The organism is Vibrio sp., assembly GCF_048266485.1.
GTDB lineage: Bacteria > Pseudomonadota > Gammaproteobacteria > Enterobacterales > Vibrionaceae > Vibrio.
In genome coordinates this window covers 190,204-210,438 of sequence record NZ_JBLWZK010000004.1, presented here as the reverse complement: position 1 = coordinate 210,438, position 20,235 = coordinate 190,204, and the positions used below count along the sequence as shown (strand labels likewise).

21 protein-coding genes and 1 tRNA gene are annotated in these 20,235 nt (G+C 40.9%); 12 read left to right on the top strand and 10 right to left on the bottom strand.

From position 1 onward, the window contains the following. Nucleotides 1–55 precede the first annotated feature (55 nt). Both ACN0T8_RS08120 and ACN0T8_RS08115 read right to left on the bottom strand, forming a co-directional pair. Entirely contained in the window at nucleotides 56–1,054 is a 999-nt protein-coding gene (locus tag ACN0T8_RS08120; RefSeq protein WP_417880121.1) for a tyrosine-type recombinase/integrase, read from the bottom strand. A 103-nt stretch (nucleotides 1,055–1,157) separates the two neighbouring features. Then, nucleotides 1,158–1,242 (bottom strand) — tRNA-Leu (locus ACN0T8_RS08115). A gap of 200 nt (nucleotides 1,243–1,442) precedes the next feature. On the opposite strand from ACN0T8_RS08115, the gene ACN0T8_RS08110 reads away from it, so the two are divergent. After that, the gene (locus ACN0T8_RS08110; protein WP_417880120.1) at nucleotides 1,443–1,916 is read left to right on the top strand and encodes an RDD family protein; all 474 of its coding nucleotides are present in this window, start codon (nucleotides 1,443–1,445) and stop codon (nucleotides 1,914–1,916) included. 95 nt (nucleotides 1,917–2,011) lie between these two features. Here ACN0T8_RS08110 and lptG read toward each other — a convergent pair whose 3' ends face one another. Further along, nucleotides 2,012–3,085: an LPS export ABC transporter permease LptG gene (gene lptG / locus ACN0T8_RS08105; protein WP_417880119.1), complete on the bottom strand. Its 1,074-nt coding sequence runs from the start codon at nucleotides 3,083–3,085 to the stop codon at nucleotides 2,012–2,014. Next, complete coding sequence (gene lptF / locus ACN0T8_RS08100) at nucleotides 3,078–4,184, bottom strand: LPS export ABC transporter permease LptF (protein WP_417880118.1); 1,107 nt, start codon at nucleotides 4,182–4,184, stop codon at nucleotides 3,078–3,080. Before lptF ends, lptG begins: the two co-directional genes overlap by 8 nt. A 247-nt stretch (nucleotides 4,185–4,431) precedes the next feature. Between lptF and pepA the strand changes: the two genes are divergently transcribed. The 3 genes from pepA to ACN0T8_RS08085 all read left to right on the top strand — a co-directional run bounded on the left by pepA (nucleotide 4,432) and on the right by ACN0T8_RS08085 (nucleotide 9,475). Continuing rightward, entirely contained in the window at nucleotides 4,432–5,946 is a 1,515-nt protein-coding gene (gene pepA, locus ACN0T8_RS08095) for a leucyl aminopeptidase (RefSeq protein ID WP_417880117.1), read from the top strand. 82 nt (nucleotides 5,947–6,028) lie between these two features. After that, entirely contained in the window at nucleotides 6,029–6,505 is a 477-nt protein-coding gene (locus tag ACN0T8_RS08090) for a DNA polymerase III subunit chi (protein WP_417880116.1), read from the top strand. A 111-nt stretch (nucleotides 6,506–6,616) separates the two neighbouring features. After that, nucleotides 6,617–9,475, top strand: a complete 2,859-nt coding sequence (locus ACN0T8_RS08085) for a valine--tRNA ligase (RefSeq protein WP_417880115.1) — start codon at nucleotides 6,617–6,619, stop codon at nucleotides 9,473–9,475. 41 nt (nucleotides 9,476–9,516) lie between these two features. Here the strand turns inward: ACN0T8_RS08085 and ACN0T8_RS08080 are convergent, their stop codons facing one another. From ACN0T8_RS08080 to ACN0T8_RS08070, 3 genes are read right to left on the bottom strand one after another with little or no spacing between them, the layout of a single operon-like run. Further along, entirely contained in the window at nucleotides 9,517–9,972 is a 456-nt protein-coding gene (locus ACN0T8_RS08080) for a hypothetical protein (protein ID WP_417880114.1), read from the bottom strand. Then, complete coding sequence (locus tag ACN0T8_RS08075) at nucleotides 9,966–10,733, bottom strand: choice-of-anchor X domain-containing protein (protein ID WP_417880113.1); 768 nt, start codon at nucleotides 10,731–10,733, stop codon at nucleotides 9,966–9,968. Before ACN0T8_RS08075 ends, ACN0T8_RS08080 begins: the two co-directional genes overlap by 7 nt. A 2-nt stretch (nucleotides 10,734–10,735) precedes the next feature. Further along, nucleotides 10,736–10,927 carry a hypothetical protein gene (locus ACN0T8_RS08070; RefSeq protein WP_417880112.1) on the bottom strand — a complete coding sequence of 64 codons (192 nt, stop codon included), beginning with the start codon at nucleotides 10,925–10,927 and terminating at the stop codon, nucleotides 10,736–10,738. 274 nt (nucleotides 10,928–11,201) lie between these two features. Here ACN0T8_RS08070 and ACN0T8_RS08065 point away from each other — a divergent pair, with 274 nt between their 5' ends. Both ACN0T8_RS08065 and ACN0T8_RS08060 read left to right on the top strand, forming a co-directional pair. Continuing rightward, a complete protein-coding gene (locus ACN0T8_RS08065; RefSeq protein WP_417880111.1) occupies nucleotides 11,202–11,654 on the top strand; it encodes a DUF2061 domain-containing protein in 453 nt (150 codons plus the stop codon). Between the two features lie 153 nt (nucleotides 11,655–11,807). Next, a complete protein-coding gene (locus tag ACN0T8_RS08060) occupies nucleotides 11,808–12,293 on the top strand; it encodes a GNAT family N-acetyltransferase (protein WP_417880110.1) in 486 nt (161 codons plus the stop codon). A 23-nt stretch (nucleotides 12,294–12,316) separates the two neighbouring features. On the opposite strand, the gene ACN0T8_RS08055 is transcribed toward ACN0T8_RS08060, so the two are convergent. Together ACN0T8_RS08055 and rraB are read right to left on the bottom strand one after the other, a co-directional pair. Further along, the gene (locus ACN0T8_RS08055) at nucleotides 12,317–13,117 is read right to left on the bottom strand and encodes a glycosyl hydrolase 2 galactose-binding domain-containing protein (RefSeq protein ID WP_417880109.1); all 801 of its coding nucleotides are present in this window, start codon (nucleotides 13,115–13,117) and stop codon (nucleotides 12,317–12,319) included. 76 nt (nucleotides 13,118–13,193) lie between these two features. Then, nucleotides 13,194–13,628 (bottom strand): ribonuclease E inhibitor RraB, encoded by a 435-nt coding sequence (gene rraB, locus ACN0T8_RS08050; protein ID WP_027697713.1) that lies wholly within the window; start codon nucleotides 13,626–13,628, stop codon nucleotides 13,194–13,196. A 198-nt stretch (nucleotides 13,629–13,826) separates the two neighbouring features. Here rraB and ACN0T8_RS08045 point away from each other — a divergent pair, with 198 nt between their 5' ends. The 6 genes from ACN0T8_RS08045 to ACN0T8_RS08020 all read left to right on the top strand — a co-directional run bounded on the left by ACN0T8_RS08045 (nucleotide 13,827) and on the right by ACN0T8_RS08020 (nucleotide 18,642). Further along, nucleotides 13,827–14,831: an ornithine carbamoyltransferase gene (locus tag ACN0T8_RS08045; protein WP_417880108.1), complete on the top strand. Its 1,005-nt coding sequence runs from the start codon at nucleotides 13,827–13,829 to the stop codon at nucleotides 14,829–14,831. Between the two features lie 254 nt (nucleotides 14,832–15,085). Then, nucleotides 15,086–16,015: an aspartate carbamoyltransferase gene (pyrB, locus tag ACN0T8_RS08040; protein ID WP_417880107.1), complete on the top strand. Its 930-nt coding sequence runs from the start codon at nucleotides 15,086–15,088 to the stop codon at nucleotides 16,013–16,015. 15 nt (nucleotides 16,016–16,030) lie between these two features. After that, on the top strand, nucleotides 16,031–16,492 hold the full coding sequence (gene pyrI / locus ACN0T8_RS08035; RefSeq protein WP_417880106.1) for an aspartate carbamoyltransferase regulatory subunit: 462 nt from the start codon (nucleotides 16,031–16,033) through the stop codon (nucleotides 16,490–16,492). A 26-nt stretch (nucleotides 16,493–16,518) separates the two neighbouring features. Further along, nucleotides 16,519–16,908: a Rid family detoxifying hydrolase gene (locus ACN0T8_RS08030; protein ID WP_417880105.1), complete on the top strand. Its 390-nt coding sequence runs from the start codon at nucleotides 16,519–16,521 to the stop codon at nucleotides 16,906–16,908. Between the two features lie 139 nt (nucleotides 16,909–17,047). Beyond that, nucleotides 17,048–17,530 (top strand): hypothetical protein, encoded by a 483-nt coding sequence (locus tag ACN0T8_RS08025; protein ID WP_417880104.1) that lies wholly within the window; start codon nucleotides 17,048–17,050, stop codon nucleotides 17,528–17,530. Next, nucleotides 17,530–18,642, top strand: a complete 1,113-nt coding sequence (locus ACN0T8_RS08020) for a GGDEF domain-containing protein (protein WP_417880103.1) — start codon at nucleotides 17,530–17,532, stop codon at nucleotides 18,640–18,642. Before ACN0T8_RS08025 ends, ACN0T8_RS08020 begins: the two co-directional genes overlap by 1 nt. 59 nt (nucleotides 18,643–18,701) lie before the next feature. Here ACN0T8_RS08020 and ACN0T8_RS08015 read toward each other — a convergent pair whose 3' ends face one another. Then, nucleotides 18,702–20,234, bottom strand: a complete 1,533-nt coding sequence (locus ACN0T8_RS08015; RefSeq protein ID WP_417880102.1) for a DHA2 family efflux MFS transporter permease subunit — start codon at nucleotides 20,232–20,234, stop codon at nucleotides 18,702–18,704. Nucleotide 20,235 lies beyond the last annotated feature (1 nt).

The following is a 20,235-nucleotide window of genomic DNA, read 5'->3' as shown; positions in this document are numbered from 1 at the left end:
TCACATAAAATAAACAGATATCTAATTGACCACACCGTCAAATAGTGATAACAAATCATCCAAATACCCTATCTATCAAGGTTGATTTATGACCGACACAAAGATGGGCATAACGTTTTGTCATTTCTAATGAACGATGACCTAAAACTTCGGCAATCTCTAATAACGTAGCCCCATTTCTAGCCAGTGTTGATGCTGCAGTGTGCCGTAAATCGTGAAAACGACAATTATTGATACCCGCCCTACTTTTTGCATCAGACCAATGACAATCGAAGTTTCTGAAATAATCACCAAGGTTCGAATTATGAGGGAATACGTAACCAGTAGATTTGAACCGGCGAAGCTCATCAACTACGGACATAGTTAACGGTAGCAATCTCTTATCACCGTTTTTCGTATTATGTAACGTAGCGAGTCGGTTATTTAAATCGATGTCGTGCCAAGTCAGTGTCAATAACTCAGTTCGCCGAGCTCCGGTAGTGAGCGCCATCAATACGAGTAAATATAATTTATTCCACTCAGACGAACGGCACGCTATAAGTAGGCGCTTTTGTTCATCGTCAGATAGAAATCGAGTAGAACCTTTAGATTCTTTTCGCTGTTGAATTTCACGGGCGGGATTATGGCGAATATCGAACTCATTACTAATGAATGTAAAGAGTGAGCTAATAGATGCTTTATAACGATTTACTGTTGCCGGGCTTAATCCTTGGTCAGTAAGTTTATCTAGTTCAGCTTTCAATACTGAACGTGTGATTTTACCAACTGGCTTATCTTCAAATACATTAATAAAGTATCCTAACCGTTGATTAATAGACGGATCTCTTCCGTCGTACTGTTCAAGGTATTGAGTTACAGCATTTTGAAATGTAAGTGTGTTTAATGTGTAGTTTGTTAGCGAAGAAGCTAGAGAGTCATCAAGCGTAATTTGAGCTAGGAATTTTTCAGCATCTTTTTTACGTTTGAAACATTTAGAAACGCGACGACCGTCACGCATAAATTGAACGCGATAGGTTTTACCCCGAACACCGCTTAGAGTTTGGATAGTAGCCATTGTAGTTACCTCAGTGCACAGATTTACACAGAATAAAGTAACGACTACGATTTGAGGATTTGTTGCTAAACTTCTAACCCTTTGACCACAAAAGGAAAAGAAGTGGTAGCGGTGGGCGGACTTGAACCGCCACGCCCGAAGGCAACGGATTTTGAATCCGTCGTGTATACCAATTTCACCACACCGCCAAATTGTCACTCAATTAGCTTATAACGCTAAGGAGTGATTGGAATTATACGTATGGAAGGCACCGGCGCAAGTGTTAAATTTTCAAAATGGTTTAATCGCTGATATTTTCACCATTAATACTAATTAGATACAAGTTTCAACTTTAAATGTCCCATACAAATGGCTATTCTGCTGACACCTTTTATAAATTAGATCGCTTATGAATTCTCAAGTACACACTAAGCCTGCTGGTTTTTTACGTCGTTTGGCGGCAATTTTTTATGATGCTCTGATTATTATTGCGGTGGAAATGATCGCGGTAGGTATTGTGATCGCCACCATGGAGGCCCTTTTATCTCAAGGTATCATCAACTACGGCTCTTATATTGATGCTAGTGATTTACTCAATCATCACCCTGTTTGGAGTATTTTATTTCATGGTTATGTGGTGTTTGTCTGGGTAGGCTTTTTAAGCTTCTTCTGGATGAAAGGACAGACTCTCGGCATGCGAGCTTGGAAGTTAAGAGTACAGAATGAAGATGGTAGTAACATTCGTTTCGCTCAATCTTTAATCCGAGCGGCTACATCTCTATTTGGGTTGGGTAATATCACGGTGTTATTTGATTCTGAAAAAAGAGCTTTGCAGGATATGTGGTCAAAATGCCAAGTAGTTCATCTACCAAAAGCAGTTTAAATTCAACTCTCTATTTGAACGACATTAAAAAGGGATGCACTTGGCATCCCTTGTTTATTTTAATACCAATCAAATTAATTATAACTATTTCACTGCTAGGCTTTCCGCCTCATCAGCATCACGGCGACCGCTAAAAAGATCACACTAGGAGCGAGTGCGCCAATTACCGGAGGTATGCCATATACCAAGCTCATCGGGCCAAATACTTCGCTGGAGATGTAGAAAGTAAAGCCTGCGATAACACCTGATAAAATTCTCGCCCCCATGGTCACACTACGAAGCGGGCCAAAGACAAACGATAGCGCCATCAACATCATCACAGCTATTGATAATGGCTGGAAGACTTTACGCCAAAAAGCTAATTCATAGCGAGATGGATCTTGCTCTGAATCTCTCAAATAGGTCACATAACTATATAAACCGGTTAACGATAATTCTTCTGGCTTAACCGTGACTACTGCTAGCTTGTCCGGTGTTAATGTCGTGTGCCATTCATAATTAGGCTCTTTCACTTTACTAAGCTGAACATCATTTTTCATCTTTGTAATTTGAACATCTTTCATCATCCAACGGTTATCATCTTCGTATCGAACGGTTTGCGATACCAGAATATCATTGAGTTTTTTCTTTTGATCAAACTGCCAGATAGTCACACCTTTCAACTCATCTTCGCCATTCACTCGGCCGATATAGATAAAGTTATTACCATCACGCGCCCAAACACCATCTCGAACCGAAACAATGTCACCACCGGCAATCGCCATGGCACGTGAATCTCGCGCTAGCTTTTGTGCTTGTGGCGAGCCCCATTCACCAAGAATCATCACCATTAGCATTAAAGGCACTGCGGTTTTCAATACTGAAACACCAATATTCAGCTTCGAGAAACCTGAGGCCTGCATTACCACAAGTTCAGAACTGGCGGCTAGCATACCTAAACCAATCAAGGCACCAAGTAAGGCTGCCATTGGGAAGAACATTTCGATATCACGAGGAATACTTAATACCACAAAGTACAAAGCTTCCATTAAGTCGTAAGTTCCTCGACCGACTTTACGTAACTGCTCAACGTATTTAATAATGGCAGACAAACCGACCAAGGTCGCGAGACACAAAGAAGAAGTGGCAATAATGGTTCGGCCAATATACCAATCAAGAATTTTAAACACGGCTCAACTTCCTTCTTCTCAATTTATCTCTGAGTCCACGTACAAATAAGCTATCTAAACTATTGAGAATAATCCCGGCAATCAACAAACAAGCATTTATCGACCACATTCCTAATGCTGGCGGCACAGTGCCATCTTCAATGGCCGATTTCATTGCACTGATTGCTAAGAAGTAAGCTAAATAAATCAATACAGCAGGACCTAGTTTGGCGAAACGCCCCTGTCTAGGGTTAACCGCCGATAAAGGCACCACAACTAAAGTAAGCAATGGAATACAAACAATCAAAGTTAAACGCCATTGCAGTTCGGATTTTGCTTCTAGGTCACTGATGCCGATAAGATCTTTCGTTGGAATGGCTTCCCACTTACGCTTTTTCGTTTGCACATCACGCTGACCAATTAACGCTGAGTATTCGTCATAATCGGTATTACGGTAGTCTAAAGAATTAGGAATGCCTTCATAACGAACCCCATCTTTTAGGGTCAACATTTGACGACCATCAGGAAATTCTTGCACCACACCAGAGTTAGCAAACATCACACTTGGACGAATCGAATCTCTTGGTTGTGCTTGAGCGACAAACACATTGGTCAGTTGTTTATCTTTAATATCATCAATAAAAACCACAGCACTACCATCTGGCGCAGGTTGGAACTGACCTTTTTTAAGTAAATCAATACTACTGGTTGCGGTAACTTGTTCAAGAAGTTGGGTTACTTTTTCCTGACTCCAAGGCGAAAGATATAAAGAATTAAAGCCAGCAATGACACCAGTGATCACGGCAAGATATAAAGCGGCATGCACTAAAAATTTATTACCAATCCCGGTGGCATTCATTACCGTAATTTCACTTTCAGCGTACAAGCGACCAAAAGTCAGCAAGATGCCAACATATAAACTCAATGGAAGCATTAATAATCCCATTGCTGGCATATTAAGACCAACAATAGACATAATCATACTGGCGGGAATGTCCCCATCAGATGCATCAGCTAACACACTGATAAATTTTTGGCTCAAAAACACGAGAAAAAGCACAAAGAAGACGGCGAACTGGCTTTTGAGTGTCTCGCGGATCAAATATCTAACAATAATCACGCAGCATTACCTATACAAAACTTGTTTTTTTGACGGAATCACTATAGTTTTCCGATGAGTCTATTATTTTTAATGTTTTTTAACTATATTAATCTTTAAATATCGAGTGAATTTTCAAAAACACTCGATTTACTATTTCTAACTAAATCTTGTGTCGCTTAATTCTAGAACAGTTTGCCCAATGGCAACGAAGAATAAGCATTATCCAACATTTAGTTCTATTTGTCTTTAGGATGTAGGAGTACGCATGGAGTTCAGTGTAAAAAGTGGCAGCCCAGAAAAACAACGCAGCGCTTGTATAGTCGTTGGAGTGTTTGAGCCACGTCGCCTTTCTCCTGTCGCCGAGCAACTAGATAAAATCAGCGACGGCTATATTAGTTCATTATTACGTCGAGGTGACCTCGAAGGTAAACCAGGTCAAATGCTGCTATTGCACCAAGTACCGGGCATGTTATCTGAACGTGTTCTACTTGTTGGTTGCGGTAAAGAACGTGAACTAGGCGAACGTCAATACAAAGATATTATCCAAAAAACCATTAGTACCTTGAACGACACCGGCTCAATGGAAGCAGTATGCTTCTTAACAGAGCTACATGTCAAAGGGCGTGATACTTATTGGAAAGTTCGTCAAGCAATTGAATCAACAAAAGATAGCCTTTACACATTTAATCAATTTAAGAGCAACAAGCCAGAAACTCGCCGCCCTCTACGTAAATTAGTATTTAACGTACCAACTCGTCGAGAGCTAAACCTAGGCGAAAAAGCGATTGCTCATGGTTTAGCGGTTTCATCAGGTGTGAAAGCATCGAAAGATCTTGGCAATATGCCACCAAATGTTGCAAACCCTGCTTATCTTGCTTCCCAAGCACGTCGCCTAGCCGATGATTTCGAAACCATCACAACCAAAATCATTGGTGAAGAAGAGATGGAAAAACTCGGAATGCACTCTTACCTAGCGGTAGGTCGTGGTTCGCGCAATGAATCTATGATGTCCATCATCAACTATAAAGGTAACCCAGATCCAGAAGCCAAACCAATTGTGCTTGTGGGTAAAGGTTTAACTTTTGATTCGGGCGGTATTTCATTAAAGCCAGGCGAAGGCATGGATGAAATGAAATACGACATGTGTGGCGCAGCCTCTGTCTTTGGTACCATGAAAGCACTCGCGAAATTAAACTTACCAATTAACGTGGTTGGTGTGTTAGCGGGCTGTGAAAATATGCCAGGTAGCAACGCTTACCGCCCAGGTGATATTTTAACAACAATGTCAGGCCAAACGGTTGAAGTATTAAATACCGATGCAGAAGGTCGTTTAGTACTTTGTGATGCTCTAACTTATGTCGAGCGTTTCGATCCTGATTGTGTCATTGATGTAGCAACCTTAACAGGCGCTTGTGTGATTGCACTAGGTCATCACATCAGTGGTGTGATTGCCAACCATAACCCGCTATCACATGAGATTGTCAACGCATCAGAGCAAGCAGGTGACCGCGCATGGCGTCTACCTATGTCTGATGAGTACCAAGAACAACTCAATAGTCCATTTGCTGATATGGCAAACATCGGCGGTCGCCCAGGTGGTACAATCACCGCAGGCTGTTTCTTATCTCGCTTTACTAAGAAATACAATTGGGCACACCTTGATATTGCAGGCACAGCTTGGAAATCAGGCGCACAAAAAGGCTCAACAGGCCGTCCAGTACCGTTACTAGTACAATTCTTAGTCAATCGTGCATCAGGCTCGCAAATCATAGAAGAATAATTCTTATCTCTTTGATGAGCTAATCGTATAAAATGGGGGCCTTTACGGTCCCCTTTCATTTTGGTGAACACAAAATCTGCGTATGGCTATTGCAACTTTTTACATCATTGAACCAAACAGCTTGCAAGATACCACTACTGGCCATATTGACTATGTAGTGTATTTAGCCAGCCATTTTGCTTCTCAAGGAGCAAAAGTGTACATCAATGCACAAGATCAAAGCCAAGCAGAAGCCATAGATGAAGCGTTTTGGCAAAAAGAACCTGAACAATTTCAACCGCATAACTTATCTGGGGAAGGACCACAATATGGTACCTCAATTGAAATTGGTTTTAGCCAAGTAAAGCCACATCGCAACCGCCAGTTAGTTATCAATATGGCGAATGATAATACAATTTTTGCTCAGACCTTTAGACAAGTGGTAGACTTCGTTCCTTGCGAAGAAAAACCAAAGCAACAAGCTCGAGAAAGGTATAAAATCTACCGACAAGCTGGCTTTGAAATGCAGACAATTAACATTAAAAACGTTACTCGTAGCTCGGAAAAGCAAAGCACGTAAATCGAGTAACGAATAAATCGAGCAGCGAAGCGCCCTAGCAACGAAAAAGCGCAGCGCTCTAGGCTCGAAAAACATTATTTTTCACGCTCAACGTATCGATAAAAGAAGACTATGGAAAAGACATATAACCCAACATCAATTGAACAAGCGCTATACCAGCGTTGGGAAGAGGCTGGTTACTTTAAGCCTCATGGTGATACTTCAAAGCAAGCCTACAGCATTGTCATTCCACCGCCGAACGTCACCGGTAGTCTTCACATGGGCCACGCCTTCCAAGATACCATCATGGATACTTTGATCCGTTGTGAGCGTATGAAAGGCAAAAACACCCTTTGGCAAGTCGGTACCGACCATGCTGGTATTGCGACTCAAATGGTGGTTGAGCGTAAGATCGCAGCAGAAGAAGGCAAAACAAAACACGATTACGGTCGTGAAGCCTTTATCGATAAGATCTGGGATTGGAAAGCTGAATCTGGTGGTAACATCACTCGTCAGCTTCGTCGTCTTGGCGCATCAGTTGATTGGGAACGTGAACGCTTTACTATGGATGATGGCTTATCTAATGCCACCCGTGAAGTTTTCGTCCGTCTTTATGAAGATGACCTCATTTACCGCGGCAAACGCCTAGTAAACTGGGATCCAAAACTGCACACCGCGATTTCTGATCTTGAAGTTGAAAACAAAGACAAAAAAGGTCACATGTGGCACTTCCGCTACCCATTAGCCGATGGTGCATTAACCGCGGAAGGTAAAGACTACATCGTTGTCGCAACCACTCGCCCTGAAACGGTACTAGGTGATACGGGTGTTGCGGTTAACCCAGAAGATCCTCGTTACAAAGATATCATTGGCAAAGAAATCATCTTGCCTATCGTTGATCGCCGTATTCCAATCGTTGGTGACGAACACGCCGATATGGAAAAAGGCACAGGTTGTGTGAAGATCACCCCTGCGCACGATTTCAATGACTATGAAGTGGGCAAACGTCACCAACTTCCAATGATCAACATTTTAACCCTAAATGCTGATATCCGTGATGCGGCTGAAGTCTTCACCACCACGGGTGAACCATCAGACATTTACAGCACTGACATTCCAGCTCAATACCAAGGCATGGAGCGCTTCGCAGCACGTAAAGCACTCGTTGCAGAAATGGATTCACTTGGCTTATTAGAAGAAGTTAAAGATCACGACCTAACGGTTCCTTACGGTGACCGTGGTGGCGTAGTTATCGAGCCAATGCTGACTGACCAATGGTATGTTCGCACTGCTCCTTTAGCCGCTCCAGCTGTGAAAGCGGTAGAAGATGGCGACATTCAATTCGTACCTAAGCAATATGAAAACATGTACTTTGCGTGGATGCGTGACGTACAAGACTGGTGTATCTCTCGCCAACTTTGGTGGGGTCATCGCATTCCAGCTTGGTATGACAACAACGGCAACGTTTATGTCGGTCGTACTGAAGAAGAAGTGCGTGAGAAAAACAATCTCGATCCAGTGATCGTACTACGCCAAGACGATGACGTATTAGATACCTGGTTCTCTTCAGCGCTTTGGACGTTCGGCACGATGGGCTGGCCTGAAAAAACCAAAGATCTTTCAACTTTCCACCCTACCGATGTATTGGTGTCTGGTTTTGACATCATCTTCTTCTGGGTTGCACGTATGATCATGATGACCATGCACTTTGTGAAAGATGAAGATGGCAAAGCACAAGTACCATTTAAAACCGTTTACATGACTGGCCTTATCCGTGATGAAAACGGCGATAAGATGTCTAAGTCAAAAGGTAACGTACTTGACCCAATCGATATGATTGACGGTATTGATCTTGAATCTCTGGTTGAAAAACGTTGCGGCAACATGATGCAGCCTCAGCTTGCGAAGAAGATCGAGAAAAACACCCGTAAAACTTTTGAAAACGGTATCGAACCTTATGGTACTGATGCCTTGCGTTTCACCCTAGCAGCCATGGCTTCAACTGGCCGTGACATCAACTGGGATATGAAACGTCTTGAAGGTTACCGTAACTTCTGTAACAAACTATGGAACGCAAGCCGTTACGTATTGATGAACACAGAAGAGCAAGATTGTGGTTTTGCTGAAGGTGCTGAGCTTGAATATTCTCTAGCCGACAAATGGATTGAATCTCAATTCGAAATCGCCGCTAAAGAGTTCAATGCGCATATCGAAAACTTCCGTCTAGATATGGCTGCTAACACGCTATACGAGTTTATCTGGAACCAATTCTGTGACTGGTACTTAGAGCTGACTAAGCCAGTATTATGGAAAGGGACTGAAGCAAAACAACGTGCTACTCGTCGTACTCTCATTACTGTACTAGAGAAAACATTGCGCCTTGCGCACCCTGTGATCCCATACATCACAGAGTCTATCTGGCAGAGCGTAAAACCGCTTGTTCCTGGCGTTGAAGGCGACACCATCATGACTCAGGCCATGCCTCTATTTGATGAAAGCAACTTCGATCAAAAAGCACTAGACGATATCGAGTGGGTAAAACAATTCATCACTTGTATCCGTAACTTACGTGCAGAATACGATATCGCGCCAAGCGTCCCGCTTTCAATTATGCTAAAAGCCGATTCGGTTGATGCTAAACGTCTTGAAGATAACCTAGCGGTATTAAGCTCTCTAGGTAAACTGGAAGAAGTGAAAGTATTAACGGAAGGCGAAGAAACACCAGCATGTGCAACGTCACTGGTAGGAAAATCAACTATCATGGTGCCAATGGCTGGTCTGATTGATAAAGATGCGGAACTGGCTCGTCTTGATAAAGAAGTCGCGAAAACCCAAGGTGAAATTAAACGCATCGAAGGTAAGCTAAACAATCAAGGCTTTGTCGCAAAAGCACCAGAAGCGGTTGTTACAGCCGAGCGCGCTAAACTTGAAGGCTACCAAGAAACCTTGGTTAAGCTAGAAGAGCAAAAAGCGACTATTGCTGCTTTATAAGCGGATTATTTAAGTAATACTCTCAAAGGCTAACCGAAAGGTTAGCCTTTTTTAAAGGTATTTTTTATTATTCTGTCACTAATATTAATAATCGCAGCTGGTATAAATAGCTCTTTTTTGTAAGGTTTACTCTTACCTAATTGTCTGAGCATTTTATTTTTACCCATACCGTTGCCATAAAATAATAGTGAGCGAATTATATATGGGCCATCTGATTTTCTTAATTTCTCGCCAGGAACAGAAAATGTATCGGATAACTCCTCTCGAGATATTGTTAACTTAAATTCATTCTCACCTTTGGCAACTTGAAATCGGTCACCAATATTCATATCAAAATGCCGTTCACTAAAAGATCCTTTAAGCATACCGTATAAATCGAACGTTCCTTCTCGATGAAAAGTTGCATTTACAGTGACTAAAATATCATTCACACATACATCATTAGGAATAACAACTTGGAGACTATCTACTGTCGCCACTTGCTCCGTTACTACCATATTTTTCCAGCATATGCTTGGTATTGATAACCCAAGCGGTGAGCCACTACTTTACTCTCAACAATATGCTCTCCCACTTGCTGGTAAGGAATGCTATCTGGGGCTGTATAAACACCATCTCCAGCCACTGCGTCTAAGCCAGAGCCATCATCGTACCCCACTAATTTATCCATACGACCATCAGGATAAGTGACAGTGATAGGAACCTCTGCATTTAAAACTGGTTGACCATTTGCAGTCACTAGTATCGCTGGCACCATAAAGTCTCCAACGACAGCCAGATGACCTAATATAGCAACTTTGGCATTTAAAATTGATTTTCTAAAAATTTGAAGTGCAATTGCAGAATCGTAATTCACTTCATCATACTGAATGATAAATTTCCAAGTACCTGTTTTGTTACCAACATCCAATGACGGTAGTTTATAGCTTGCCCCGGGAAGCCCCGGTTCAATTTCATCGCCATAACTAATTTTAATCGATTCATGGTGACTATCGAGCACACTATTTCCGTTTGAATCCAGCAATTCAAAATGTACGTTAGTGATAGGAATAACGACAGAAGCAAAAAAAGATTGCCCTCGATTAACCTCAAATTCTACCACGGTCTGACGATCGCCTTTTTTAAAAGGTGCATCAATGATTTCAAACAACTCTTTACCCGAAAATAAAGGGACAGTGTCTCTTGCTAAAAGCTGAGAACTAAAACCAAAGACTATACTCAACACCAAAACTTTTAAAATATTGCCATACAATTTCATGATTATTCTCCCCCGCGCATTGTCATAATTTGATTGATAAACAGATTCATCGTATTGGGGTTTTTCACCGTACTATGATTTGCTTTTTTAACTCCTAACGAAGTTGCAAATGTTGGTAATGCACTTCCAACGGTTACGACAATATCATTGTCATGCAATGTACTCTCATCTTGAGCTTCGGCTTGATAAATCACACGTACAACGACTTTTTACTACTATATTCATCTATTTCATTTCAGAGCTAACGTGTGTGAATTAAACCGGAAAGAATGTTAATAAATTAAAAAAAAGAGATAAGCATTAAAAAAGATTATATTTTATAAAAACTCACATAAGACATCGAACAACACAGAAACATAAAATCAATAGCTTCTACCTATCAAACAAATAATCATAAACTTACTTTACGTAATGAGAATTATTCGCAATAATGTACTCAACAAAACAAAGACATTATTCGGAGTCATTATGAAAAAGACATTTACTTTCGCTATCTTACATTTCACTGTTGCTTTTACCGTTGCTTATGTATTAACCGGTGACATTATCTTAGGTAGTTTAATCGCAATGATTGAACCAATGGTGAACACAGTTGCTTTCTACTTCCATGAAAAAGCATGGCAGCAACCAAAGTGGGCTCGTTTAGCAATGTTAAAACCGAGTCGTAAAACCGCAAGCTTCGCTGTGTTGCACTTTAGCGTAGCGTTCTTAGTCGTTTACTTATTAACAGGTGATGTGTTTGTCGGTGGTTTGATGGCGATGTTAGAGCCAAGTATTAATACGGTTGTATTCTACTTCCACGAGCGTGTATGGCAACATAATGAAAAAGCGAAAATCAGCTTACATTGCCACCATCATGAACTACAACAACATAGTATTGAAGTAACAGAAGTAAAAAATGATCAAGTCAGAGCCTATTAATTGCACAACCAAAAGTTAAACAACAAACGCCCACGACCCACTACTCCGAATAAGATAGTGGGCGTTTTTATTTTTCATTTTTATTTTCATAGCCGAGAAATATTGGGATACACTCTCTGCTCTTACTCATATCCTTAAGAATCCAGTCGTACTATGTCTTACACCATTCGCCCTATTGAGCCGCAAGATAACCCTCACATTGCTCAAGTCATTCGTGATGTTTCAGCAGAGTTTGGCTTAACCGCCGATAAAGGTTATAGCGTGGCCGATCCAACTTTAGATACCTTATTTGAGATCTATCAAGCGACGCGTTCTCACTACTGGGTAATGGTTGATAAAGACGGTCTGGTTGTGGGTGGTGCGGGGATTGCCTCACTCGCCAGTAAGCCCGAAGTGTGTGAATTACAGAAGATGTATATTTTAAATCGCGCTCGTGGCCAAGGTTTCGCTAAGCAGTTAATTGATGTTTGCTTTGATCAAGCGAGAGAAATCGGCTTTGAACAGTGTTATTTAGAATCAACCGCGGAGCTGAAAGCAGCGCTTACTTTATATCAAAAGCTTGGTTTTCAACATTTAGATGAGCCTTGGGGAAATACCGGTCACAGTGATTGTGAAGTAGTCATGGCTAAAACGCTATAATCACAATGAATAAAACCTAAGGTTTATAGCGGATGATGGCTAACGCTTTGCGTTTCTGATAACGCCACATTAAACCTAAAGTGATAGCCATCTAAGTGAACATAAAGTTCAGTATTACCAGATAATGCTTGATTAGTTTCTTGCTCTATGACCGCTTGCTTAGGAGCATCAACCTGAAAAATAGCCGTCACATGATCGCTTCTCACATCTAAAGGTATGGTGTACATCATCCCTTCGTATTTTATTTGAGTTGAAACTAACCCGGGCTTTAATGTCGAATAATACACATCAACCTTTAGCTCACAGCCACCACCGTGATGCCAAATTTGCTCAGCCACCACATGTTGCAATCGAACATTACGCACTAAACGTAAAAAGGGTGTGCGCTTAATTTCACTGACAATTGCAGCATCACTAACAGGATCGCCTAAGTGACAAACCGATGCTTCTTCAATCAAGAAATCATCATCAGGTTCTAAAAACAGAATCTCAATCCGATTTTTACCAAGGTTAAGATAAGGCTGAATATCTTTTTGATAACGATATTGGCTACCATCACAGTCAAATACTGCCACCCCACCCACTCGCACTTCGGCATAACGATCAATACCATCGATCACAAGATCTACCCCTGCAAGATCTAACATTGATTGATCGACCTCGATATCGTGCATTAGATGCCATTCTTGCTGATCAATCTCTTGTTCAGTTAAGTAGCTAGGTAATACCGAACTCAATTTGGCAGGAAAAGCGATATCTGCTTGCGGGATAGATAAATCAGTAAGTGGCGATATTTGCCAAAGGCCATCAAGTAAAAAATGCATAATCGTCCGTGAATAAAATTTAGATATAAAAATACCAGCCATATTCAGCTGGTATTTATTAACGAAAAGAAAAGCGTTATTCGCTGTCGTAGTCGTCATTCTCTTCATCATAAATCGCATCTTCACCTTCATAGAAGGTGCCCCAGCCATCATAGATAATGTCAAACTTTTCAGCCAAATGGACAAGCTTCTCAACTTGCTCATCAATAAGATTAGCATCTAAAGCCGATTGCATGATCGCATCACAGCACAATACTTTGCTGCCATCTTCGTCTTCCGTTTCTTCAGCTTCTAAAACCTCAAAGCCCATTTGGAATGCTTCCATCACCGCTTTTTCTAATGTTGCGAAATCTTCAGCGAATAAATGGTGCTCAATATCGTAAAGCGCATCTGGATCACTGCCATCTTCAATCAATGCTGCGATAATTTCACGTGTTTCTTCTTTTTGAAATTCAATCAGTTCTTCTACCGACATGTAATCGTCTTGCATCGATTGATCATTATTAGACATAGCTTAAGCTCCAGTGTGGGCGAATTTTCAATGTAGATTAATACGGTGTATTTTGCCATGAAAGCTCATACTAAGTAAGCGTTAATATGCCTATTAGTTATACTTTGATTTCCACCACACACAAGTTAAATAAAAATTCACTTTATTGGCATTTTTATGTATAAGTAACTTTTACCACCGACTCACAAGGACGTAGTTATGGCTTTCAACTTACGCAACCGTAATTTCTTAAAACTGTTGGATTTTACGCCGAAAGAAATCGATTTTTTACTCAGCTTATCTCGCGATCTAAAACGCGCTAAATACGCAGGCTGTGAGAAGAAATCACTGGTAGGTAAAAATATCGCGCTGATCTTTGAAAAATCTTCTACTCGTACTCGTTGCGCTTTTGAAGTTGCCGCGTTTGATCAAGGCGCGCAAGTCTCCTACCTCGGCCCTTCCGGTTCGCAAATTGGCCATAAGGAATCAATGAAAGATACCGCGCGTGTTTTGGGCCGTATGTATGATGGCATCGAATATCGCGGGTTTGGACAAGCGATTGTGGAAGAACTCGGAGAGCATGCCGGTGTACCGGTTTGGAATGGCTTAACCGATGAATTTCACCCAACGCAAATTTTAGCTGACTTCCTGACTATGCAAGAGTACAGCCAAGACAAACCATTAAATGAAGTGAGTTTTGCTTACTTAGGGGATGCTCGAAACAACATGGGTAATTCATTGATGGTTGGCGCAGCGAAAATGGGAATGGATATTCGCTTAGTTGCACCGAAAGCATTTTGGCCAGAAGAAAGCCTAGTGAAAGCTTGCCAAACTATCGCCCAAAGTACTGGCGCTAAAATCACACTCACTGAAGATGTGACCAAAGGTGTTCAAGGTTGTGATTTCTTATATACCGATGTGTGGGTTTCTATGGGTGAAGCGGCAGATGCTTGGGATGAACGTGTTGCCTTGATGACGCCTTATCAAATTAATATGGATATGATTAATGCTACCAACAATCCAAATGTGAAATTTATGCACTGCTTACCTGCTTTTCATAATGATGAAACTACTGTCGGTAAAGAAGTGGCTGAAAAATACGGCATGAAAGGCTTAGAAGTAACAGAGGAAGTGTTTGAATCAGACTACTCTATTGTCTTCGACCAAGCAGAAAACCGCATGCATACGATTAAAGCCATCATGGTGGCGACTTTAGGTGACTAGCATCATTAGATAAACAGAAATCAAGGCACATAATAATTAGCCTAGGGCTTTAGCAAACGCTTGCGCTTACTTTTATTGGGAGTATAATTTCCGCCAATTATCAAAGGAGTGAGCAATGCGACTGTTAAGCCTAAATATCAAATTTTGCTTCAAGCAAATGGGCTTATTTAATTCTGTTATTGCTTTTATTCTTTTATGATCAAGCCTCCTTTATTGGGGGCTTTTTTGTATCTAAAGCTAGCTAAGGACAAATCATGGCGAACTCGCTCTATCAAAAGCACATTATTTCCATTCCAGAACTGTCTCGTCAGGAGCTTGAATTAATCATTCAGACTGCCGCACAAATTAAAGAGAATCCTCAGCCAGAGTTGATCAAAGGCAAAGTGGTGGCAAGCTGCTTCTTTGAGCCCTCCACTCGTACTCGATTGTCTTTTGAAACCGCCATTCAACGTATTGGTGGTAGTGTGATTGGCTTTGATAACGCGGGGAATACTTCTCATGCGAAAAAAGGCGAAACGCTTGCCGATTCAATCCGCATCATTTCTTCTTATGTCGATGCGTTTGTAATGCGTCATCCACAAGAAGGTGCGGCACGCTTAGCATCTGAGTTCTCCAACGATACACCTATCATCAATGCGGGTGACGGTTCAAACCAACATCCAACCCAGACCTTGCTTGATTTGTACAGCATTTATGAAACGCAAAGCACTTTAGATAATATCAATATCGCGTTTGTCGGAGATTTAAAATACGGCCGCACCGTGCACTCGTTAACTCAAGCGCTCGCTAAGTTCAGCAACGTACGTTTTTATTTTGTCGCTCCTGAAGCGCTAGCGATGCCTGATTATATTTATGAAGAGCTGGATGATGCAGGCATAGAATACAGCTTGCATACCGATATGGATGAAGTGATTCCTAAGCTAGATATTTTATACATGACGCGCGTACAAAAAGAGCGTTTTGATGAGTCAGAATATGCTCATATTAAATCCGCTTTTGTATTAACCGCATCGGCATTAAAAAATGCTAAAGATAATTTGAAAGTGCTTCATCCACTGCCTCGTGTTGATGAAATCACGGTTGATGTTGATAAAACGCCATACGCTTATTATTTCGAACAAGCAGAGAATGGCGTTTACGCACGTACCGCACTGCTTGCACTTGTTCTAAACCAAACTTTATAATCACGGAGGCCTTCCATGTCTAAGCAATACCAATTACAAGTTGAAGCCATTAAAAACGGCACCGTGATCGACCACATTCCTGCACATATTGGCATAAAAGTGCTTAAACTATTTCAAATGGATAACTCAAATGAAAGAGTCACCGTCGGTTTAAATTTGCCCTCTTCGGCTCTTGGCGCTAAAGATTTACTCAAAATTGAAAATACCTTTATCACCGAAGAGCAAGCACAAAAACTCGCTTTATACGCACCTCATGCCACGGTGAATCAAATTGAAGATTATCAAGTCGTCAAGAAACTCGCCTTAACCTTGCCAAAAGTGGTGACTGACGTATTCAACTGTGCAAATAGCAATTGTATTACTCACAATGAACCAGTTTCGAGTAGCTTTTCTGTTATTGAAAAAAATGATGATATTCGCTTAAAGTGTAAGTATTGTGAGAAGAGCTTTTCTCGCGAAATCATGACTGAGAAATAATACCACGGAATAACAAGGAAAAAATAATGACTAAAGTATTGCATACTGAATCAGCACCCGCAGCGATTGGCCCATACGTTCAAGGCGTTGATCTTGGCAGTATGATAATGACATCAGGCCAAATTCCAGTGAACCCAACAACTGGTGAAGTGCCATCTGAGATTACCGCTCAGGCTCGCCAGTCTTTAGATAATGTTAAGGCAGTTGTCGAGTCTTCAGGCTTAACGGTGGGTGATATTGTTAAAATGACCGTATTTGTAAAAGACTTAAATGACTTTGTTGCAATAAATGAAGTGTACGGCACATTCTTTGATGAACACAAAGTTGCCAACTACCCTGCACGTTCTTGTGTAGAAGTCGCGCGTTTACCAAAAGATGTTGGTATTGAAATTGAAGCGATTGCAGTTCGTAAGTAATCGATACAAGAGTAATCAATAATACTAAGTGGGAGGCCTATGCCTCTCATTTTTGTTCAAAAATCCTCCACAAAATAGCACTAATTATCATGGTAATGTTAGAATGCGACTAAATATATGCGCAGGGTAACTATTACTAATGAAATCGATAATCTCATACTCTTTTCAACTGACATTAGCTTGGGTACTAATGGTGATTTCAACTGTCGCACAATCATCGCCTATGTTGAGCTTAGAGTCATCAACAGGACAACAAATTAACTTAAGCCTTAAAGATCTCGAAATCCTGCCTCAGACGATCTTCACAACCTCGACGCCTTGGACTAAAGGGGTTCATACCTATCAAGGACCGAAGTTAAGCTTAATTACTGACAAATTTTCATCTTCTATTAATGGTATTCGAATTTATGCTTTGAATGGCTATTCCTATGACATAAATACTCAAGATTTACAAAGATATCCATTTATCTTAGTCCTTCGACAAGACGAGAAAGTACTATCACTACGTAATAAAGGACCTTTTTGGTTATTGGTACCCTTTGACCTGAACCCTAAATTACTCTCTCACGATAAACTACAGAATCAATTGGTTTGGCAAATAAACAAAATTAAGGCTTTATAATGCACCTGCATCTCTCACGACACATGATGATCAATATTGCCTTTATCTTGCTGCTATCACTATTTACTAGCGGTTTTTTATGGACTGTCTACCTACAAAAAGAAAACAATCACAATATCGATCGATTCTATCGCTCGACCAATTGGTACGCCAACCGAATACTCTACCAGTCGGAAAAGTTTTTGTACAAAGCCGAATTATATCAATTAGGTGCGATTCCTTTATCAGACTTAACTCAAAGTTACGATCTCGTTTGGAACCGCCTACAACTCTTTTTAGAATCGAGTACTACAGAGCTTTTGCGCACTCGTCATCCGCAGGTCACTAAGGACGTAGAAACACTTTTTAATAGCATTAAAGCACTCAGTAATGACTTTAACGAACCAAGTAAACTTCACTCAAAAGCATTTACCGACAAAGTTGTTAACGTTAAAAATGCCCTACTAAAGTTAGATTATTCACTAAACCGAGTACTCACAAGTAGTATCAGCGAAGGTATACGTACCAATAACGATCTCATTCAGTTTTGGCAATTATCTGTTTTTATTATTACCGTATTACTTTCGACGGCTTTACTTCGAATGAGTCGACGCTCAGCAGAACTTGCACAACTCGACCCACTCACTCAATTAGGTAATAGGCGCGCCTTATCAGGCTACCTAAATAAGCAATTAAAACGCTCCTCAACAGTCTGTTTATACGCTATTGACCTAAAACTTTTTAAACAAATCAATGATCACATTGGTTATCAAGTAGGTGATCTCGTTTTAGTGAAATTTGCTCAAAGACTTGCTGCAATAAAACAATGTAAAGCTTTTAGACTTGGTGGTGATGAATTTGTACTTATTTGTACTAAATCAGGTACACCAAATAACTTAGTGGCTCGAGTTAAAGAGTTACAACAACAACTCGAATTTGATTACCAGTCCGAAGAACATCAGTTTCCAGTTCGTGTTCGCATTGGTATTACCTACTCAAATAAAAAAGGGCAACCTAAAGCAGAAGAATTACTCGACCAAGCAATCTTAGCGCTAGATGAAACTAAACGAGCAACCAATAAAGATTATGCTTTTTATCATACGCCTGCTTCATCCACTTCACCTGCCCCTTAAAAAACAAAAGGAGTGATATCATTCGCTCCTTTATTATTACGACTCAACGAACAAACTCGTTAATGCGCAGCTGCCGCCGATGAATTTGAACTTGATTTAATAAATGGTCCTTTCGCAAACCAAGTAATCACAATTAACGCAAAGAACAACCAACCTAGCATGTAGAAGTAATCAATCGTTGAGTTCATAAAAGCTTGAGTCGTGATGATGTGATCTACTGCCGCTAAATGAGCTTGCGTCTCTCCCCCCATCTTATCTAAATACTCTACCGCTGCAGGCTCATAATTACTCACATGTTCAGTCATTGTCGCATGATGAAAATCAGCTCGACGAGTCCATAACCATGTAGTTAATGACGATGCAAAGCTACCACCTAGTACACGCAAGAAAGTGGTTAAGCCCGAAGCATCAGCAATTTTCTGACCGTTCAAGTTCGATAAAAATATCGTGGTTAGGGGCATAAACATAAATGCGATACCAATTCCCATAAATAACTGCACTTGAGCAATCGAGTTAAAATCGACAAACGTATTAAAATAAGAACGTAAGAAACATGACAAGCCAATTACGACAAAGGAAATTGTCGCCAAGACTCTCATGTCCGCTTTATGCGCATATTTACCAACTAATGGCGTTAATAAAAATGGTAATATTCCCATTGGTGCAGAAGCTAAGCCCGCCCAAATCGAAGTATATCCCATGTAAATCTGTAACCACTGTGGCAAAATAATATTAATGGCAAAGAAAGCTGAATAACTTAACACTAGAGCCAGCGTGCCTACCGTATAGTTGCGATCTTTGAACAAGTATAAATTTACGATTGGATGTTCATCGGTTAATTCCCAAATGACAAATGAAATCAGAGCTATTGCTGCAATACAGCTCATTATCACAATGTGAGTTGAAGCAAACCAATCGGCATCATTCCCTAAATCAAGCACAACTTGCAGTAAACCTACCCCAAGAACTAATAAAGCAATACCAATAAAATCGATCGGCATTTTCGCTGTCACATCAACGCGATCTTTCAATTGCTGCCAAACTACCAAGCAACAAAAAATACCAATCGGTAAATTGATGAAAAAGATCCACGGCCAAGAGTAATTATCGGTTATCCACCCTCCCGTAATCGGCCCAACAATCGGCGCAACCACTGTCACCATAGAAATCAGCGCTAATGCTGCACTACGTTTGACTGATGGAAAAATTGCCAACAATAAGGTCTGACACATCGGAAACATAGGGCCAGCAAAAAAACCCTGTAGAGCACGGAATACGATAAGCTCAGGCATACTCGTCGCAATTCCACAAAGGAATGACGAAATTGTAAATAATGCCACCGATAAAATGAACAACCTAAGTTGGCCTATACGGCGAGAAAACCATCCTGTAAGTGGCAGTGCAATCGCATTACACACTGCAAATGAAGTAATTATCCAAGTACTTTGCTCTGAACTTACCCCTAAGTTACCTGCGATCGTCGGCAAGGCAACGTTAGCAATCGTACTGTCTAATACTTGCATAAACGTTGCTAAGGCGAGTGCGATTACCGCCAATGGCAGACTAGGTGGCGTGTATGTTTGATCGTTCATG

Excerpts from the sequence above, each read along its gene's own strand:
- pyrI (WP_417880106.1), top strand. The coding sequence starts at position 16,031 with ATGTCTAAGCAATACCAATTACAAGTTGAAGCCATTAAAAACGGCACC.
- ACN0T8_RS08015 (WP_417880102.1), bottom strand. The coding sequence starts at position 20,234 with ATGAACGATCAAACATACACGCCACCTAGTCTGCCATTGGCGGTAATC.
- ACN0T8_RS08110 (WP_417880120.1), top strand. The coding sequence starts at position 1,443 with ATGAATTCTCAAGTACACACTAAGCCTGCTGGTTTTTTACGTCGTTTG.
- ACN0T8_RS08065 (WP_417880111.1), top strand. The coding sequence starts at position 11,202 with ATGAAAAAGACATTTACTTTCGCTATCTTACATTTCACTGTTGCTTTT.
- pepA (WP_417880117.1), top strand. The coding sequence starts at position 4,432 with ATGGAGTTCAGTGTAAAAAGTGGCAGCCCAGAAAAACAACGCAGCGCT.
- rraB (WP_027697713.1), bottom strand. The coding sequence starts at position 13,628 with ATGTCTAATAATGATCAATCGATGCAAGACGATTACATGTCGGTAGAA.
- ACN0T8_RS08075 (WP_417880113.1), bottom strand. The coding sequence starts at position 10,733 with ATGAAATTGTATGGCAATATTTTAAAAGTTTTGGTGTTGAGTATAGTC.
- ACN0T8_RS08025 (WP_417880104.1), top strand. The coding sequence starts at position 17,048 with ATGAAATCGATAATCTCATACTCTTTTCAACTGACATTAGCTTGGGTA.
- ACN0T8_RS08060 (WP_417880110.1), top strand. The coding sequence starts at position 11,808 with ATGTCTTACACCATTCGCCCTATTGAGCCGCAAGATAACCCTCACATT.
- ACN0T8_RS08045 (WP_417880108.1), top strand. The coding sequence starts at position 13,827 with ATGGCTTTCAACTTACGCAACCGTAATTTCTTAAAACTGTTGGATTTT.
- ACN0T8_RS08030 (WP_417880105.1), top strand. The coding sequence starts at position 16,519 with ATGACTAAAGTATTGCATACTGAATCAGCACCCGCAGCGATTGGCCCA.
- ACN0T8_RS08085 (WP_417880115.1), top strand. The coding sequence starts at position 6,617 with ATGGAAAAGACATATAACCCAACATCAATTGAACAAGCGCTATACCAG.
- ACN0T8_RS08020 (WP_417880103.1), top strand. The coding sequence starts at position 17,530 with ATGCACCTGCATCTCTCACGACACATGATGATCAATATTGCCTTTATC.
- pyrB (WP_417880107.1), top strand. The coding sequence starts at position 15,086 with ATGGCGAACTCGCTCTATCAAAAGCACATTATTTCCATTCCAGAACTG.
- ACN0T8_RS08120 (WP_417880121.1), bottom strand. The coding sequence starts at position 1,054 with ATGGCTACTATCCAAACTCTAAGCGGTGTTCGGGGTAAAACCTATCGC.
- ACN0T8_RS08090 (WP_417880116.1), top strand. The coding sequence starts at position 6,029 with ATGGCTATTGCAACTTTTTACATCATTGAACCAAACAGCTTGCAAGAT.
- ACN0T8_RS08055 (WP_417880109.1), bottom strand. The coding sequence starts at position 13,117 with ATGCATTTTTTACTTGATGGCCTTTGGCAAATATCGCCACTTACTGAT.
- ACN0T8_RS08080 (WP_417880114.1), bottom strand. The coding sequence starts at position 9,972 with ATGGTAGTAACGGAGCAAGTGGCGACAGTAGATAGTCTCCAAGTTGTT.